Below are 16542 nucleotides of genomic sequence, written 5' to 3'. Positions count from 1 at the left end.
TTATCAAGCAAATCTCGAGTGCAGCAGCGCCTGACGCACCCGATTGACGATGAGGCTCGGAGTGCGGAGGTCGCGGGCGGTGACGACGATGACCCGCCAGCCGTCCTCCTCCAGGCGCTCGCGTCGCCGTAGGTCGTGCTGGCGCTGGCGGGCGTCTCGCTCGTGGTGCCAGCCGTCGTACTCGACGACCACGCGCCGATCGCGGTAGACGAGGTCTCCGCGCGCGAGGAACTGTCCGAGAGCGTCGCGGATGTCGGTGTTCACCTCGGGCTCGGGCAGACCGCCGGCCACGAGCACCAGTCGCACGCGCGTCTCCTGGGGCGACTGCACGCCCTCGCGCACCGACTCGACGGCCCGCCGCGCCCGCTGGACCCCGTCGAAGTGCACGGCCTCGACGAACGCCGTGAGGTCCGGCAGGGTCGTCAGTCCTCGATCGACCATCCAGTCCCCGACGACGACCAGCTCGTCACGCGACAGCATCGTGGCGCAGTCGACGAACGTCCGCGCCGGGCCGACCATCGGCACGCCGTCGATCTCCTCGAGCCACAAGGGCCCCAGGAACCGGTGGACGGCGAGTCCGCCCACGGTGCGGTCGACGCGACGCCGGGTCGCGACGTGCAGCGGTTCACGCGGACGAAGGTCGAGGCCACGCCGGGCCAGGTTGCTGACGTGGCTGATCCCGCTGCCGGGTCCCAGCCAGCGCACGGCCGCCTGGGCCAACAGCAGGTCGGCCGGCTCGGCATGGGCGTAGCGGTACCAGCCCGGCACGAGGCACACGCAGCGCGGGCCACGCAGGACCCGGTCGGTCATTCCGGCGCTCAGCGCCTCCTGACGCGAGAAGACCCGGTCCTCGAACTGTGGCGGCAACGGCATGTGCGACAGCCTGCCGTCGCCACGGCGTCACCGAGCCGCTGTCCACACCCCGACGAGATTTGCTCCATTACTTGCGCCCTGAGGGCCGCAAGAGGTGAGTTTTGGAGCAAATCTCGGGAAGGCGCGGAGGTTCAGATGCGCACGACGGGGCAGGTCAGCGTGCGCGTGATGCCGGGGACCTTCTGGATCTGCGAGACGACGAGGGAGCCGAGCTCGTCGACCGACGGGCCCTCCGCGCGCACGATGACGTCGTAGGGACCGGTGACGTCCTCCGACAGCTCGACCCCGTCGATCGCAGCGATCGCGGTCGCGACGTCGGCGGCCTTGCCGACCTCGGTCTGCACGAGGATGTAGGCGTGAACGGCCATCGGGGGAGTCCTTTCGTCCGGCGGTGACACGCTACCGCAGTCTGCGGGCGTCGCCGCGTCCGGCTGCGAGAATGGGCGGCGTGACTGAACAGGCGACGGGACAGACGATTGCGGACCTGGGCGAGTTCGGCCTGATCGAACTGGTGCAGTCGCGACTGGGCACGAGCGACTACGTGCTGATCGGGCCCGGCGACGACGCCGCCCACATCGCGACGGCCGACGGCACCTACGTGACCGCGACCGACATCCTCGTCGAGGGTCGGCACTTCCGCCGGGACTGGTCGACGGCCTCCGACATCGGCCGCAAGGCGGTCGCGGCCAACCTCTCGGACATCAACGCGATGGGCGGCGTCGCCACGGCGCTCCTCGTGGCGTTCGCGGCGCCGGGCGACCTGCCGGTGCGCTGGGTCACCGACCTGGTCGCGGGCATGGAGGAGGAGTGCGCCAAGGTCGGCGCGCACATCGTCGGCGGCGACATGTCCTCGGCCGACCAGGTGATCATCTCGATCACGGCTCTCGGCGACACCGAGCGGCCCGTCACCCGCTCCGGCGCGCAGGTCGGCGACCAGGTCGCGTGCGCGGGCACGCTGGGGCTGGCCTCGGCGGGCTACGGCGCACTGAGCCGCGGGTTCCGGTCGCCCAAGGCGGCCGTCGACGCCCACCGCGCCCCGCAGCCGCCGTACGCCGCCGGTCCGGCCGCCGCCGCAGCCGGTGCCACCGCGATGGTCGACGTGAGCGACGGACTGCTCGCCGACCTCGGCCACGTGGCGAGGGCCAGTGGTGTCGCGATCGACGTCGATCCGACGGCGTTCGAGGTGCTCGAGGCGGTCCAGACCGTCGCCGGCGCCCTCGGCGGGGTCGACCCGCTGACCTTCGTGCTGGCCGGCGGCGACGACTACGCGCTGGCTGCCACGTTCCCCGCCGGCACCACGCTGCCCGAGGGCTGGACCCGGGTCGGCGTCGTGAACGCGGGCGAGGGTGTCACGGTCGCGGGCGCCCCGTTCGAGGGAGACCTCGGCCACCGCCACTGGTCGTGACGGTCAGTCCTGGATCCGGACGAACGGCGAGGCCGCCTCGAGCTCGAAGGCCAGCTCCAGCAGTGTGCGCTCGTCGCCGTGGGCGGCCGAGAAGTGCAGGCCGAGCGGCAGGTCGTGCGACGTACGGCCCAGCGGAAGGCTGATCGCCGGACCGCCCGCGCCGTTGTTGAGCGGCGTGTACGCCACGTACGTCTTGAGCCGCTCGAACGCCTCCTCGAACTCGACGCCGGGATCGAGCCAGCCCAGTTCGGGGGTCGTGTGTCCCAGCGTCGGACTGAGCACGAGGTCGAGGTCGGTGAACACGGCGGCGTAGCGCTGGCCACTGCGCCGGAGTGCGGCGATCGCGGCCGGCGTGCGCCAGAAGTTGCGGACGAACGCGCGGGAGAGGCCGTGCGTGAACGGGTCGATGCGCGAGCGGTCGAAGTCCCGGTCCAGCATGAACCGACCGCCGTACTCCAGCGAGAACGCGAGCATGCGCCAGTACTGGACGAAGTCGCGCTCGAACGACGCGTCGACCGGGATCGGCATCGGGACGAGCGTGTGGCCGAGCGACTCGAGCAGTGCGGCGACCCGCAGCAGCTCGGCGTGCGTGTCGGCGTCGAGGGGCGTGCCGCTGAGCGTCTCGGTCACGAGCCCGATGCGCAGCCGGCGGTCGGCCGGGCCCTGCACGAGGCCGACCTTGGGCAGCCGGGGGACGGGGCGGTACCGCTCGGCGGCGGCGAGGAACGTGGCGGTGTCGCGCACCGACCGGGTCAGCACGCCGTTGGAGACGATGTCGACGGGGGCGTCCTTCATGTCCTTGGCCGGCGCGGTCCGGTTGCGCGTCGGCTTGAGCCCGACGAGCCCACAGGCGGCGGCCGGGATGCGGATCGAGCCACCGCCGTCGTTGCCGTGGGCGATCGGGACGACGCCGGCGGCCACGAGAGCCGCCGATCCGCCGGAGGAGGCGCCCGCGGAGTACGCCGGGTTCCACGGGTTGCGGGTGGGCTCGCGGTCGACGAACTCCGTCGACGCCGTCAGTCCGAAGGCCGGCAGCGTCGTGGCGCCCACGATGTTCAGGCCCGTCGAGAGCAGCTGGAGCGTGAACTCCTCGTGCCGCGCCGCGGGAACCGGGGGCACGGCGGCCGAGCCCTGCTGGGTCGGCAGGCCGGCGAAGTCGGTGTTGTTCTTGATCAGACCGGGCACGCCCGCGAACACGCCGTGACGCACGTCGGCACCGGCGGCGCGGGTCCGGGCGCGGTCGCGGTCGTCGTGCGCGATGCCGTGGAGCGTCGGCTCGACGCGGTCGAGCCGGGCCAGCGCGGCCTCGAGTGCCTCCGCGGCGCTGACGTCGCCCGCGGCGATCCGGGCGGCGAGTCCCACGGCGTCGTGGTCGCCGAGGGCGTCGTCGCCGAAGGCATGGACGCGGGCCGAGGTCTGGGTGCGAGTGCTCACGGATGCACCCTAGTCAGACGCACCGACACCGGGAACGAAAAAACGACGGCGGCCCGAGGGCCACCGTCGTCTTCATGATCGTGAACGTCTCAGCGCGAGACCTTGCCGGCCTTCAGGCAACCGGTGCAGACGTTGAGCCGCTTCGGAGTGCCCTCGACGATGGCGCGGACGCGCTGGATGTTCGGATCGAAACGACGCTTGGTGCGTCGGTGCGAGTGGGACACGTTGTGGCCGAAGCCCGGTCCCTTGCCGCACACATCGCAGACGGCTGCCACGGCGACCACTCCTGAATTCGTTCGGGGGAAATACAACCTCTCCACCATACCCGACCCGGTGCGCCGAACGCGAATCGCGTCACTGCGCATCGCTAGTCTCAACCCATGGCTCTGCGGATCGACAACGCGCGCTTCCGCGCGTGGGCACGCTTGTGCACCGAGTCGCTCGCGGTGGCGCGCGACGAGATCGACGCGCTCAACGTCTTCCCCGTGCCCGACGGCGACACCGGGACGAATGCGTACTTCACGTTCGTCGCGGGGCTCGAGGCCATCGACGCCGTGCCGCCCGAGGACGGGCTCTTCGAGCTCATGCGCGCCTACGCCGAGGGTCTGCTGATCGGCGCGCGCGGCAACTCCGGCACGATCCTGGCCGAGCTCGTGCGCGGGAGCCTGCGCGCGTTGCGCGGTTGCGCCGACGCCGTCGAGTCCGCCGACGTCGCCGATGCCCTCGCAGCGGCGTCCACGGCCGCCTACGGCGCCGTCGGGCGCCCGCAGGAGGGCACGATCCTCACCGTCGCCGCCGCGGCCGCCGCCGCCGCACGGGAGGCCGCCTCGCGGGAGCAGGACCCGAAGCTGGTCTTCGACGCCGCTGCGGGTGCGGCCCGCGAGGCGCTGGCCCTGACACCCACCCAGTTCGAACTGCTCGCCCGCGCCGGGGTCGTCGACGCCGGGGCCCGGGCCCTCGTCGTGGTGCTCGACTCGGTCGCCTTCGCGCTCACCGGCCGTCAGCCCTCGCCGCGTCCGGCCACCGTGCCCGTCCCGATCGTGGAGGCCGGCGCCGACCTGGACGCGAACGGCCCGGCGTACGAGGTCATGTACCTGCTGCGCGCGCAGGACGACCGGATCGGCGCCCTGCGGCAGGCCCTCGAGGAGCTGGGCGACTCACTCGTCGTCGTCGGCGGCGACGGCCTGTGGAACGTGCACATCCACGTCGACGACGTCGGCGCCGCGATCGAGGCCGGCCTGGCCGCCGGTGCGCCCTTCAAGATCACCGTCACCCACTTCGCCGAGCAGGTCTCCCGCCCGACACCGGCTCGCGTCGGCCGGGCGATCCTCAGCGCGGTCACCGGTCCGGGCCTGGCCGACATCACCGTTCGCGCCGGCGGCATCGCCCTCGAGTTCGGTCCCGACCACCCGCTCAGCGTCGCCGAGGTCGCGGCGGCGATCTCGGGCAGCGGCGCCGAGGAGGTCATCTGCCTGCCCAACCGCGCCGGGTACGTGCCGATGTTCGAGGCCGCTGCCGCGGCGGCGCGCGACCACGGTGCGCGGGTCGCAGTGCTGCCGACGACGGTCCAGGTGCAGGCTTTGGCCGCGCTCGCCGTGCACGATCCGGGACGTCCGTTCGACGTCGTCACGGTCGCCATGTCGAACGCCGCCGGTGCGACCCGGCACGGAGCCGTCACGATCGCCGCGGAGGACGGCATCACGATGGCCGGGCCCTGCCGGGCCGGCGACGTGCTGGGCGTCGTGAACGGCGACTTCGCCTTCGTCGGCTCGTCGCAGGCCGACGTCGCGTACGACGTCCTGAACCGGCTCGACCTCGCGAACGCCGAGATCGTCACGCTCGTGGCGGGCCGCGACTGTGACCCGGCCACGACCAAGGAGCTCGCGGAGCGCGTCCGCCGCGAGTCGCCGCACGTCGACGTCGACGTCCTCGGCGGCGACCAGCCCACGTACACCCTCTTCCTGGCGGTGGAGTGAGTGGCCGTCGACTTCGACACCCGGCTGACCACCGTCGTCGGCGACTCGGCCGCCAAGCTGGAGAAGGCGTTCGGGTACCGCACGGTCGGCGACCTGCTGCGGCACTACCCGCGCCGCTACATCGACCTCGAGCACCCGGACTCGTTCGACGACCTCGAGCCCGGCCAGGTCGTCGTGTTCGTGGCCACCGTGCTCGACGTCAAGCGCCTGTCGTTCCGCAGCAACCCGCGCAAGTTCCGGGTCGTGGTCACGCTGTCCGACGGCCGCGCCACGATGGAGGCCGTCTTCTTCAACCAGTACGCCATCGCCAAGACCCCCGTCGGCAGCCAGCAGCTGCTGTCCGGTGAGGTGTCGGTCTACCAGGGCAGGCTCCAGCTCGCCTCGCCGCAGATGCGCGAGCTGCCCGCGGGCAAGACGCTCGCCGACCTCGGCCGCGGCGGCACGGCCCTGCCGATCTACCCGGCGGCGGCGGGGCTGACGTCGTGGGAGGTCGAGCGGACCGTCCACCTCGCGCTCGACGTGGTCGACGCGTTCCCCGAGCCGATTCCCGCCGCGATCCGCTCCGAGCGCGGCCTGCTCGACGCGCCGACGGCCTACGAGTACGTCCACCGCCCCCGCAAGCGCTCCGACTGGGTCTTCGCCCAGACCCGGTTCCGCTTCGAGGAGGCCTTCGAGGTGCAGAGCGTGTTCGCCCGGCGACGGCTCGACTCCGAGACCCGGCGTGCGGTCGCCCGTCCCGGTCGCGGCGACGGCATCCGCATCGAGTTCGAGAAGCGGCTGCCGTTCCGGCTCACCGAGGGGCAGGAACTGGTCGCCGGCGAGATCGACCAGGACCTCGCCGCGACGCACCCCATGCACCGCCTGCTGCAGGGCGAGGTCGGCTCGGGCAAGACGATCGTGGCGCTTCTCGCGATGCTCCAGGTCGTCGACTCCGGCGGACAGGCCGCGCTGCTCGCGCCCACCGAGGTGCTGGCCACGCAGCACCACCGCAGCATCGAGCGGATGCTCGGTGACCTCGCGAAGGGCGGCATGCTCGGTGGCGCCGAGCACGCCACCCGGGTGCGGCTGCTGACGGGGTCGATGGGTGTCAAGGCGCGCAAGCCCGCCCTGCTCGACATCGTGTCGGGCGAGGCCGGGATCGTCGTGGGCACGCATGCGCTGCTGGAGGAGACCGTGCAGTTCGCCGACCTGGGCCTCGTGGTCGTCGACGAGCAGCACCGATTCGGCGTCGAGCAGCGCGCGGCGCTGGCCGATCGCACGGCGGCGGCCGACGGCGTCAGTCCGCACGTCCTGGTCATGACGGCCACCCCGATCCCGCGCACCGTCGCGATGACGGTCTTCGGAGACCTCGAGGTCTCCACGCTGCGCGAGCTGCCCGCGGGACGTCAGCCCATCCAGACCAACGTCGTGCCCGTCGCCGAGCAGCCGACGTGGCTCGAGCGGGCGTGGGCGCGCGTGCACGAGGAGGTCGGCAAGGGGCGTCAGGCGTACGTCGTCGTCTCACGCATCGGCGAGGCCCCGGCCGACGACGACGTGCCGCCGGACGATGACGACGGCGAGGAGCAGCGGCCCACGGTGGGTCTGGTCGAGCTGGCCGACGCGCTCGCCGAGGGCCCGCTCGCGGGACTGCGGCTCGGCCGCCTGCACGGCCGGATGGCGGCCGACGAGAAGGACGCCACGATGGCCGCGTTCGCCGCGGGCGAGGTCGACGTCCTGGTCGCCACGACGGTCGTCGAGGTCGGCGTCGACGTGCCCAACGCCACGATGATGGTCGTCATGGACGCGGATCGCTTCGGCGTCTCGCAGCTGCACCAGCTGCGAGGCCGCGTGGGCCGGGGGAGCGAGCCGGGCCTGTGCCTGCTCGTCACCGGGTCACCGGCCGGCACCGCCGCCCGGCAGCGCCTCGACGCCGTGGCCGCGAGCACCGACGGGTTCGAGTTGTCGCGGCTCGACGTCGAGTTGCGCCGCGAGGGCGACGTGCTCGGCGCGCGCCAGTCCGGGGTGCGGTCCAGCCTGCGCCTGCTGTCGGTGGTGCGCGACGAGGACGTCATCGCCTCCGCCCGGGATGCCGCCGTGGCGGTGCTGCGGTCCGGTGACGTCCCTCCCGACCTCGAGGCCTCGATCCGCCGGCTCGAGGAGTCAGAGCGCGCCGACTTCCTGGAGCGGGCGTGACCCGGATCATCGCGGGCCGCTGGGGCGGTCGCCGGCTCGCGACCCCGCCCGGCGACGGCACTCGGCCGACCTCCGACCGGGTGCGCGAGTCCTTGTTCGCCGCGCTCAACTCTCTGCTCGGCGGGTTCGAGGGGGTCCGCGCGCTCGACCTGTTCGCCGGCTCGGGCGCGCTGGGGCTCGAGGCGGTCTCCCGCGGGGCCGAGCACGCCGACCTCGTCGAGTCCGACGGCCGGGTCGTGCGCACGATCCAGCGGAACGTGGCCGACCTGGCCGCGCCGGCGCGGGTCCACCGCTCCACGGTCGAGCGATTCGTCGCCCGTCCGGGTGGTCCGTGGGACCTCGTGTTCATCGACCCGCCGTACGCGCTGCCGACGGCCGACGTGGCTGCGATCGTGACGGCCCTGCGGCCCTCGCTGGCCCCCGACGCCGTCGTCGTCGTCGAGCGGTCGAGCCGCGATCCGTTCACCTGGCCGGACGGATTCGACGCGCTCCGTGACAAGGCCTACGGCGAGACCCGCCTTTGGTACGGTCGCTGACATGACGCGCGTGGTGTGCCCCGGCTCCTTCGATCCCGTCACGAACGGGCACCTCGACATCATCGAGCGGGCGTCGTACCTGTTCGACGAGGTCGTCGTCGTGGTCCTGGTCAACGAGGCCAAGAAGGGCCTGTTCACGACCGAGCAGCGGATCGACCTGATCGCCACGGCCACGAACGAGCTGGAGAACGTGACGCTCGACTCCTACTCGGGACTGCTCGTCGACTACTGCGCCCAGAACGACGTCCAGGCGATCGTCAAGGGCCTGCGGGCGGTGTCCGACTTCGACTACGAGCTGCAGATGGCGCAGATGAACGGCAACCTCACGGGGATCGACACGGTCTTCATCCCGACGTCGCCGGACTACACGTTCATCGCCTCCAGCCTCGTCAAGGAGGTCGCCAAGCACGGCGGCGACGTCACGGGGCTGGTCCCCAAGCACGTCATGAACGCGCTCGACGCGTCCTTCGGGCACTGACCCGCGGATCGCCCGAGTCAGCGGGCGATGGCGCTCGCGAGATCGGGATGGATCTCGAAGACGTCCTCCATGCCCGTGATCGTCAGCACGCGCGTGACGGCCGGGTTGGGTCCGGCGATGCGGAAGCTGCCGCGGTCACGCACGACCTTCCACGCCCCCACGAGGGCGGCCAGGCCCGAGGAGTCCATGAAGCCGACGCTGCTCAGGTCGACGACCATGTGCTCGTCGCCGCTGGGAGCCGCGCGGAGCAGCTCCTCGCGTAAGGTCATCGAGGACGCGATGTCGATGTCGCCGCGCAGGACGAAGACCTGGAAATCGTCCCGGTCGTCGCGGGCGATGGTCAGGGCGGTGGGGGCGTCGCTCATGGTGGGTCCATTCTGACCCGCGGACCTGCGGGCGTCATCGCGAGGGCTCGCGGCGCACGGCCACGACGGTCAGATCGTCCTCGAGGGTACCGGTGTCGGAGGCGAAGATGCGGTCCAGCAGGGCCGTGAGGTCGACGTTGCGGGTCCGGCCGTCGTTCTCGACCGTCCGCAGCAGCCGACCCAGCGACTGGTCGGCGGGCTCGTCGCGGCGTTCGAAGACGCCGTCGGTGAACAGGAGCAGGACGTCGCCCGGGGCCATGACCAGACGGTCGGTGCGCGCCGTGCCCGTGCCGGCGCCGATCAACGGACGTCCGGCCGACGGTAGGACCGTGACGCCGTCGTCGCCGACGAGCAGGGGCGACGGGTGGCCGGCGTTGGCCATCTCGAGCTCGCCGGTCGCCGGATCGAGGGCTGCCAGCACGACCGTCGCGGTGCGGCCGGGCATCGTGCGGTCGACGAACTGGTCGAGTCGATCGAGCACCGCTGCAGGCGGGTGCCCGTCGAGGGCATAGGCGCGGACGCACGTGCGCACCTGGGCCATCGCGGTGGCCGCCTGGACGCCGTGACCGGAGACGTCGCCGACGACGAGCGCGGTGCGGCCGTCCGGAAGCTCGAACACGTCCCACCAGTCGCCGCCGAGCTGGATGTCGGCCGCGGGCCGGTACCTCGCCAGGGCCTCGTAGCCGGGGAGGTGGGGAGCGTCGTCCAGCACGAGGGCCCTCTGCAGGGACTCGGCCAGGGCGAGGTGGTCGCGGGTGCGCCGCACGAGCTCGTGGGAGATCCGGCTGCGCAGTTCGTCCGCGACGACCAGATGCCACGGGGCCCACGGCTCGCTGCGGTCGCGCACGACCTCGCGCCACAGGTCGAACGACTTGCGTGGGCTCAGTCGGACGTCGTCACCCTCGCTGGCGGCGAGCTGCTTGTTGTGCGGGTCGCCGCCCCAGTCGACCGTGTGCACCTGGGCCGGACGCACCCAGACCTTCCACCGCTCGTCGCCGGTCGAGACGACGAGGGCCCCCGCGGCCGTGTCGGCGTAGGCGGCCAGCGCCGGGTCGAGAGCGGCGAGGTGGTCGGAGGCCGCGGCGGCCCCGTCGTCGCGGTGCAGGAGGTCGGCGATCCGGTGCAGCACGGGCGCCGGAGGGACCGCGCCGGTCGTCATGAGGCGTCCCTCGACCCAGGCCGCCGCGCCGGTCGCTCCCACGACCTCGGTCATGGCCGGGTCGACGATGAGCCGGTCGTGGACCGAGCCGCGCGTCTCGCTGACCCGTGCCATCAGGTCGGACAGGGCCTGCATCGCTCCCAGTTCGGCGCTCTGGTCGGCGGCGCGAGACCGGTCGCCGATCAGGAGCGAGGCGCTCTGGCCGAGGAACTCGGCGGCATTGCGCACGTCGAACGGGACGTGGTGCGGACCCGAGTAGTGATGGCACGCGACCAGTCCCCACAACTGTCCGCCGCGCACCATCGACACGGACATGGAGGCGGTCACGCCCATGTTCGACAGGTACTCGAGGTGAATGGGCGACACGCTCCGCAGGGTCGAGTGGGACAGGTCGAGCGGGAGGCCGCTCTGCGGGTCGAACACCGGGTCGAGGGGGACCGGCGTGTAGGCCACGTCGGGGATCAGCCGGGTCCAGTTCTCGGTGTAGAGCCGCCGTGCCTGCGCGGGAATATCGGTGGCGGGGTAGTGCAGCCCCAGGAAGGGGTTGAGGTCCTCGCGGCGCTGTTCGGCCACGACCTCGCCGTTCCACTGGGCGTCGAAGCGGTAGACCATGACCCGGTCGAAGCCGGTCAGGTCGCGGATCTCGATGGCCAGCTGCTCGCACAGCTCGACGACCGAGTCGGCCTGGGTCAGGCGGGACACGGCTGCCCGGGCGGCGCGGTGCGTCACCGAGGCCCCGGCGGCGGCCACCGGCTCCAGTTCGACCACGATCCGCTCCGCCGAACGGTGCACGAGCACGTCGACCTCACGACCGCCGAGCACGCCGCCGGCGGGAAGGACGGCCCGGCGGGCCGCGACGGACTCCTGCTGGTCCAGCGCGTCGTGGACCAGGGGGGCGGCCTCGCCGAGCACGTCGGACAGCGGTCGCCCGCGCAGGGCGGCGGAGTCCACGCCGATCATGGTCGAGGCGTTCGCGGAGACGACCTCGATCAGGTCGTCCTCGCCGAGGGCCAGCAGCAGTCCGTGGGGTTGGATCGCCCCGGGCACGTGGATCGGCTCGCGATCGCAGGTGGTGAGGTCGGGAGCCTCATAAGCCGGGGCGTGGTCGGGCTGCTGCGATCTCACGGGGTCCTTTCGGCGGATGTCGAGTTGAGCGTAGCCGGGAGCGTGGTCATTCGACGTACGATCTGCGGTCGGATCCGCGCCCGACCAGACTGCCGCGCCGCAGGGCGTCGGTGCCGAACCTGGCCCACACCTGGTCCAGCGCCGCGTCGAGCATCGGGCCGGGCCCGTCCTCGAACGGCAGGACGAGCTGGGCGCCGTGGTCGTCGAGCCCCGACAGGGCGACCCCGACGAGGGTGATCCGGTCGCGCACGATCTCGTCGCGCCGGGCGGCCAGCAGGGCGCGAGCGGTCTCCGTGACGGCCTGCGTGCTCTCGGTGGGTCGGGGCAGCGTGCGCGACGAGGTGGACCGGCGGAAGTCGCCGAAGCGCAGCCGGACGGTCACGGTGGCGGCCGTTCGGCCGGCCTTGCGCATCCGGCGGCAGACCTTGTCACACAGCGCCAGCAGGGCCAGATCGGCCTCCGCGAACGTCTTGCCCCGGCCGCCGAGGGCGTGCTGAGCCCCGATGGAGCGACGCCCGACGTGGGTCTGCACTGTGCGAGGGTCGTGGCCGTTCGCGAGCGCGTGCAGGTGGTGCGCCGCGCCCTTGCCGACGATCGCCGCGAGCTCTCCGGGCGTCATCCGGGCGACGTCGGCCACGGTGCGTGCGCGGACGGCGTGCAGCTTGGCGGCGGTGACGTCGCCGACGCCCCACAGTCGCTCGACGGGCAGCCGGTGCAGGAACTCCAGCTCGCCGTCCGTCGGCACCACCAGCAGCCCGTCGGGCTTGCTGAGGGTGCTGGCGACCTTCGCGAGGTAGGGCGTGCGGGCGATGCCGACCGAGATCGGCAGCCCGGCCTCGACGCGGACCCGTTCGCGCAGCTCGCGGGCGATCGGCAGTGCCGGGCCGCGCAGCCGCCTGAGCCCGGACACGTCCAGGAACGCCTCGTCGATCGACAGCGGCTGCACGACGGGGGTGATGTCGCGAAAGATCGTGAACACGGCCTTGCTGGCCGCGACGTAGGCCTCGAACCGCGGTGGGACGACGACGGCGTCGGGGCACAGCCGCAGGGCCTGGCGCCCGCCCATCGCGGTCCGGACCCCGCGGGCCCGCGCCTCGTAGGACCCCGAGAGCACGACACCGCCGCCCACGATGACCGGACGTCCTCGCAGGGCAGGGTCGTCACGCTGCTCGACGGAGGCGTAGAACGCGTCGAGGTCGGCGTGCAGGATGCCTCCGATCCGCTCCTGGTCCATGCCCGGATGGTCGCAGCCGGCACCGACAGTCCGGCCGGTCGACGTCCGCAGACCCGCGATTGGCTTCACGACGGGGCTCCGGGCTAAGATGGACGTTGGCCCGTTTGCGGGCCGTGGTCTTCTGGTGCACTCGATGAGGGGCTTGCTGTGTCTTCCGGTCCATTGGTGATCGACACCCACGTGTTGGGACGTCGACCCGGAACCGAGAAGTCGTACGAGCTCGTCGTGGATGCGCCGGCCGATCTCGGCCTCGACGTCTTCGGTGTTCCCGAGGGTTCGCCCATCGATCTCGAGCTGCGGCTCGAGGCCGTGATGGACGGAGTTCTCGCCACCGGAACGACCTCGGTCCACGCCGTCGGCGAGTGCGTGCGCTGTCTGATCGGTGTCGAGAGCGATCTCGACGTCGACTTCCAGGAGCTCTACCTCTACGACGACGCGGGCGAGGACGAACTGGCCCTCGAGGGAGACCTGCTCGACCTCGAGCCCGTCCTGCGGGACGCGGTGGTGCTCGCACTGCCGCACAACCCGTTGTGTGATCCGGAATGTCCGGGACTGTGCCCCGAGTGCGGGGTGCGGCTCGCGGACGATCCCGATCACGCACACGGAGACGCGATCGACCCCCGGTGGTCGGCGCTGACCGAACTGACCGAACGACCTGAGGAGTAACCGTGGCAGTCCCGAAGCGGAAGATGTCGCGCAGCAACACCCGGCACCGCCGTTCGGCGTGGAAGACGACCCCCGTCGCCACCGTCGATTGCGCCAACCCGGCCTGCAACGCGAAGGTGGTCCCGCACCGCGCCTGCGCCGAGTGCGGCCAGTACGGCGCCCGCGGCGAGCGTCGCCAGGTCCTCTGACCTGAACGACGTGCCCGACCTTGAGGCACTGAGCGAGACCCTTGGGGTCCCCGACCTGGACCCCGGGTTGCTGACCCATGCCCTGACGCATCGCTCGTTCTCGTACGAGAACGGCCAGATCCCGAACAACGAGCGCCTGGAGTTCCTGGGCGACTCGGTGCTCGGCCTGGTCGTGACCGAGACCCTGTTCCGCGGTCATCCCGACCTGCCCGAGGGTCAGCTGGCGAAGCTGCGCGCCGCCGTCGTCAGCGCCAAGGCGCTCGCGGAGGTCGCCCGCACCCTCGGCCTGGGCGACCACCTGCGGCTCGGTCGCGGCGAGGAGGCCTCCGGCGGCCGGGACAAGCCGTCGATCCTGTCCGACGGCATGGAGGCCGTGCTCGGCGCGGTCTTCGTCCAGTTCGGCATCGAGCGCGCGGCCGACGTCATCCACGGCATCTTCGACCCCGTGATCGCGACGGCGGCCGAACTGGGCGCCGGCCTCGACTGGAAGACCTCGCTGCAGGAGATCTCCGCAGCCCACGGCTTCGGTGTGCCGGTCTACCACCTCGAGGGCACCGGCCCCGACCACGACAAGACCTTCACCGCCTCCGTCTCGCTCGGCGAGCGGTCGTTCGACGGCGGCACCGGGCGGTCCAAGAAGGACGCCGAGCAGATGGTGGCCGAGATCGCGTGGCGCTCGATCAGCGAGGCCGCCAACGCCGCCGCCGCCGAGTCCGCGCTGTCGGAGTCCGCCGAGTCCGCGGGTGCCGGAGCTTCCTGAGGTCGAGGTCGTCCGCCGCGGTCTCGACGACCACGTCGTCGGCCGCACGATCGTCGCGACCACGGTCCACGACGCCCGTTCGGTCCGTCGTCACGGTTCCGGGCCCTCCGACTTCGTCGCCCGCCTCGCCGGTCGTCGCGTCGAGGCGGCCCACCGTCGCGGCAAGTACCTGTGGCTGGTCCTCGACGACGGCTCATCCGTCCTGACCCACCTGGGCATGAGCGGCCAGGCGCTCGTCGCCGATCCCACGGCGCCGCCGCCGCGCCACCTGCGGATCACGCTCGACCTCGACGACGGCCGCCAACTGCGGTTCGTCGACCAGCGGATCTTCGGCGGCATGTCGGTCAGCGAGACCGACCCGCCGCTGGAGATCGACCACATCGCGCTCGATCCGCTCGACGCGGCCTTCGACGACGCCGACTTCGTCCGCCGCCTGCGCCGCAAGGAGACCGGCGTCAAGCGCGCGCTCCTCGACCAGACCCTCGTCTCGGGCGTCGGAAACATCTACGCCGACGAGGCGCTGTGGCGCACACCGCTGCACTACGCCCGCAACACCCGCACGCTGCGCATCGCCGAGGCGACGACGCTGATCGGCCACGTGCGCGACGTCATGACCGAGGCACTCGCGCAGGGCGGCACCTCGTTCGACGCGCTGTACGTGAACGTCAACGGGCAGAGCGGCTACTTCGACCGCTCCCTGAACGCCTACGGCCAGGAGGGCGAGCCGTGCGGGCGCTGTGGCACGCCGATCGTGCGGGAGCCGTTCATGAATCGCTCGTCCTACCGCTGCCCGCATTGCCAACCGCGCCCGCGCCACGGAAGGTGGTGACCGTGACCGGACAGTGGATGGACCCCGAACTCGACCCGCGCCAAGGCGGCGGGCCGCACACCGACGAGCGACCGATCCTGCTCGACTACCTGCGGTACCACCGACTGACGCTGCAGCTGAAGTGCGACGGCCTGGACGCCGAGCAGATGGCTCGCCGGTCGGTGCCGCCGTCGACGATGTCGCTGCTGGGCCTCGTGCGACACCTCGCCGACGTCGAGCGGGTGTGGTTCCGGGAGGTGCTCGCCGGCGAGACCGCTCCGCCGCACTACTGGGTCGACGGCAACGACGATGACTTCGACGGTGCCGTCGCCGACGACGAGGTCGTCGCGGAGGCGTGGGCCACGTGGCGGGCCGAGGTCGCGCACGGTGAGCAGCTCGTCGAGACCATCCAGGACCTCGCGCTGCCGGCGGCCAGCGAGTCCCGCGGCGCCCTCGTCCTGCGTGAGATCCTCGTCCACCTCATCGAGGAGTACGCGCGCCACAACGGCCACGCCGACCTGCTCCGCGAGGCGATCGACGGCCGCACGGGGGAGTAGGCCACTCAGGCGGGGACGCGGCCGACCGCGCTCCACGCGTAAGCGTCGAGCGTGAACGGCCCGGTCGGGTCGCCGAGCCGTGCGAGCGCGAGCCGGCGCACCTCGCGCCGCTGCTCGTCGTCCATCCGCAGGTACTGCGCGCCCACCGGACCGGCTCCGCCCGTGAACGACGACCACCAGTCGTCCCCGTCGGCGTACTGGGCGGTCGCGACGAGGGAGCCCTCCTGGACGTCCTCCAGCCCGGACTCGCGCAGCAGGCTCCCGAGTTCGCCCTCCCGCCGGCCGAACAGGTCACCCTCACCGCGTGCGTCGGGGTCGATGCTGAAGACGGCGCCCCAGAAGGTCGCGAGCAGGGGCATGCGGTCCTGCTCCCAGAAGCACAGTCCGACGGCGCCGCCCGGCCGGGTCACCCGTCGCAGCTCACGCGCCGCGGTCGCCGGGTCGGTGAGGAAGCCGGCGATGAGCGAGCCGAGGGTGACATCGAAGGCGTCGTCGTCCCACGGCAGGTCCTCCGCGGAGCCCTGGCGGACGTCGACCCGGGGCTGTCGTTCCCGGCAGGCCGCGACGAACGTGGGCGAGGGATCGATGGCCGCGACGGACTCCGGGCCGAGTCGACGGACGAGCTCGGCCGTGAGGCCCCCTGGTCCGCAGCCGACGTCGAGGGCACGCTGGCCCGGCTCGACCCGCGCCATGTCGGCGAAGGCCACCGCGAGCGTGGGCAGGAACCGTCCCATGAGCCGGTCGTAGGACTCGGCGGCGACGGCGAACAGGGGCGATGAATCGTGATCGGTCATGATGCTCGACCT

The 16542-nt window shown here is 72.2% G+C and carries 18 protein-coding genes; 10 read left to right on the top strand and 8 right to left on the bottom strand.

Going from position 1 to position 16542, the window contains the following annotated elements:
• Positions 1–3 precede the first annotated feature (3 nt).
• The gene (locus ACT26F_RS08945) at positions 4–873 is read right to left on the bottom strand and encodes a DUF559 domain-containing protein (RefSeq protein ID WP_471670169.1); all 870 of its coding nucleotides are present in this window, start codon (positions 871–873) and stop codon (positions 4–6) included.
• Positions 874–1004: 131 nt separating this feature from the next.
• On the bottom strand, positions 1005–1241 hold the full coding sequence (locus ACT26F_RS08940; protein ID WP_471670168.1) for an Lrp/AsnC ligand binding domain-containing protein: 237 nt from the start codon (positions 1239–1241) through the stop codon (positions 1005–1007).
• A 71-nt stretch (positions 1242–1312) separates the two neighbouring features.
• Between ACT26F_RS08940 and ACT26F_RS08935 the strand changes: the two genes are divergently transcribed.
• Entirely contained in the window at positions 1313–2278 is a 966-nt protein-coding gene (locus ACT26F_RS08935) for a thiamine-phosphate kinase (RefSeq protein ID WP_471670167.1), read from the top strand.
• A 3-nt stretch (positions 2279–2281) separates the two neighbouring features.
• Here the strand turns inward: ACT26F_RS08935 and ACT26F_RS08930 are convergent, their stop codons facing one another.
• Both ACT26F_RS08930 and rpmB read right to left on the bottom strand, forming a co-directional pair.
• The gene (locus ACT26F_RS08930; RefSeq protein WP_471670166.1) at positions 2282–3712 is read right to left on the bottom strand and encodes an amidase; all 1431 of its coding nucleotides are present in this window, start codon (positions 3710–3712) and stop codon (positions 2282–2284) included.
• Between the two features lie 89 nt (positions 3713–3801).
• Positions 3802–3987, bottom strand: coding sequence for a 50S ribosomal protein L28 (gene rpmB, locus ACT26F_RS08925; protein ID WP_471670165.1), 186 nt, complete (start codon positions 3985–3987; stop codon positions 3802–3804).
• Positions 3988–4092: 105 nt separating this feature from the next.
• Here rpmB and ACT26F_RS08920 point away from each other — a divergent pair, with 105 nt between their 5' ends.
• The 4 genes from ACT26F_RS08920 to coaD are packed head-to-tail and all read left to right on the top strand — an operon-like array spanning position 4093 to position 8874.
• Positions 4093–5688, top strand: a complete 1596-nt coding sequence (locus ACT26F_RS08920; protein ID WP_471670164.1) for a DAK2 domain-containing protein — start codon at positions 4093–4095, stop codon at positions 5686–5688.
• On the top strand, positions 5689–7860 hold the full coding sequence (locus ACT26F_RS08915; protein ID WP_471670163.1) for an ATP-dependent DNA helicase RecG: 2172 nt from the start codon (positions 5689–5691) through the stop codon (positions 7858–7860). It begins immediately after the preceding gene.
• Positions 7857–8396, top strand: coding sequence for a 16S rRNA (guanine(966)-N(2))-methyltransferase RsmD (rsmD, locus tag ACT26F_RS08910; protein ID WP_471670162.1), 540 nt, complete (start codon positions 7857–7859; stop codon positions 8394–8396). Before ACT26F_RS08915 ends, rsmD begins: the two co-directional genes overlap by 4 nt.
• A gap of 1 nt (position 8397) precedes the next feature.
• Positions 8398–8874, top strand: coding sequence for a pantetheine-phosphate adenylyltransferase (coaD, locus tag ACT26F_RS08905; protein ID WP_471670161.1), 477 nt, complete (start codon positions 8398–8400; stop codon positions 8872–8874).
• A 17-nt stretch (positions 8875–8891) separates the two neighbouring features.
• Here coaD and ACT26F_RS08900 read toward each other — a convergent pair whose 3' ends face one another.
• Genes ACT26F_RS08900 through dinB form a run of 3 tightly spaced genes read right to left on the bottom strand, consistent with a single transcriptional unit; the run spans position 8892 to position 12826 of the window.
• Positions 8892–9239 carry an STAS domain-containing protein gene (locus tag ACT26F_RS08900; protein WP_471670160.1) on the bottom strand — a complete coding sequence of 116 codons (348 nt, stop codon included), beginning with the start codon at positions 9237–9239 and terminating at the stop codon, positions 8892–8894.
• A gap of 34 nt (positions 9240–9273) precedes the next feature.
• Positions 9274–11523, bottom strand: a complete 2250-nt coding sequence (locus ACT26F_RS08895; RefSeq protein ID WP_471670159.1) for a SpoIIE family protein phosphatase — start codon at positions 11521–11523, stop codon at positions 9274–9276.
• Between the two features lie 46 nt (positions 11524–11569).
• A complete protein-coding gene (gene dinB, locus ACT26F_RS08890; RefSeq protein WP_471670158.1) occupies positions 11570–12826 on the bottom strand; it encodes a DNA polymerase IV in 1257 nt (418 codons plus the stop codon).
• 96 nt (positions 12827–12922) lie between these two features.
• Between dinB and ACT26F_RS08885 the strand changes: the two genes are divergently transcribed.
• From ACT26F_RS08885 to ACT26F_RS08865, 5 genes are read left to right on the top strand one after another with little or no spacing between them, the layout of a single operon-like run.
• Entirely contained in the window at positions 12923–13423 is a 501-nt protein-coding gene (locus tag ACT26F_RS08885) for a YceD family protein (RefSeq protein ID WP_471670157.1), read from the top strand.
• Positions 13424–13425: 2 nt separating this feature from the next.
• Positions 13426–13611 carry a 50S ribosomal protein L32 gene (gene rpmF, locus ACT26F_RS08880; RefSeq protein ID WP_471670155.1) on the top strand — a complete coding sequence of 62 codons (186 nt, stop codon included), beginning with the start codon at positions 13426–13428 and terminating at the stop codon, positions 13609–13611.
• A gap of 10 nt (positions 13612–13621) precedes the next feature.
• The gene (gene rnc, locus ACT26F_RS08875) at positions 13622–14371 is read left to right on the top strand and encodes a ribonuclease III (RefSeq protein WP_471670154.1); all 750 of its coding nucleotides are present in this window, start codon (positions 13622–13624) and stop codon (positions 14369–14371) included.
• Positions 14355–15200, top strand: coding sequence for a bifunctional DNA-formamidopyrimidine glycosylase/DNA-(apurinic or apyrimidinic site) lyase (mutM, locus tag ACT26F_RS08870; protein ID WP_471670153.1), 846 nt, complete (start codon positions 14355–14357; stop codon positions 15198–15200). Before rnc ends, mutM begins: the two co-directional genes overlap by 17 nt.
• Positions 15201–15202: 2 nt before the next feature.
• Positions 15203–15736 (top strand): DinB family protein, encoded by a 534-nt coding sequence (locus ACT26F_RS08865; RefSeq protein ID WP_471670152.1) that lies wholly within the window; start codon positions 15203–15205, stop codon positions 15734–15736.
• A 5-nt stretch (positions 15737–15741) separates the two neighbouring features.
• Here the strand turns inward: ACT26F_RS08865 and ACT26F_RS08860 are convergent, their stop codons facing one another.
• A complete protein-coding gene (locus ACT26F_RS08860) occupies positions 15742–16530 on the bottom strand; it encodes a class I SAM-dependent methyltransferase (protein ID WP_471670151.1) in 789 nt (262 codons plus the stop codon).
• Positions 16531–16542 lie beyond the last annotated feature (12 nt).

The organism is Aeromicrobium sp. SP1 (assembly GCF_055663785.1).
The sequence above is the reverse complement of the archived record's forward strand: the minus strand, read 5'-3'. Positions and strand labels throughout refer to the sequence as shown.

Excerpts from the sequence above, each read along its gene's own strand:
- ACT26F_RS08940 (WP_471670168.1), bottom strand. The coding sequence starts at position 1,241 with ATGGCCGTTCACGCCTACATCCTCGTGCAGACCGAGGTCGGCAAGGCC.
- ACT26F_RS08945 (WP_471670169.1), bottom strand. The coding sequence starts at position 873 with ATGCCGTTGCCGCCACAGTTCGAGGACCGGGTCTTCTCGCGTCAGGAG.
- ACT26F_RS08935 (WP_471670167.1), top strand. The coding sequence starts at position 1,313 with ATGGGCGGCGTGACTGAACAGGCGACGGGACAGACGATTGCGGACCTG.
- ACT26F_RS08900 (WP_471670160.1), bottom strand. The coding sequence starts at position 9,239 with ATGAGCGACGCCCCCACCGCCCTGACCATCGCCCGCGACGACCGGGAC.
- ACT26F_RS08860 (WP_471670151.1), bottom strand. The coding sequence starts at position 16,530 with ATGACCGATCACGATTCATCGCCCCTGTTCGCCGTCGCCGCCGAGTCC.
- coaD (WP_471670161.1), top strand. The coding sequence starts at position 8,398 with ATGACGCGCGTGGTGTGCCCCGGCTCCTTCGATCCCGTCACGAACGGG.
- ACT26F_RS08920 (WP_471670164.1), top strand. The coding sequence starts at position 4,093 with ATGGCTCTGCGGATCGACAACGCGCGCTTCCGCGCGTGGGCACGCTTG.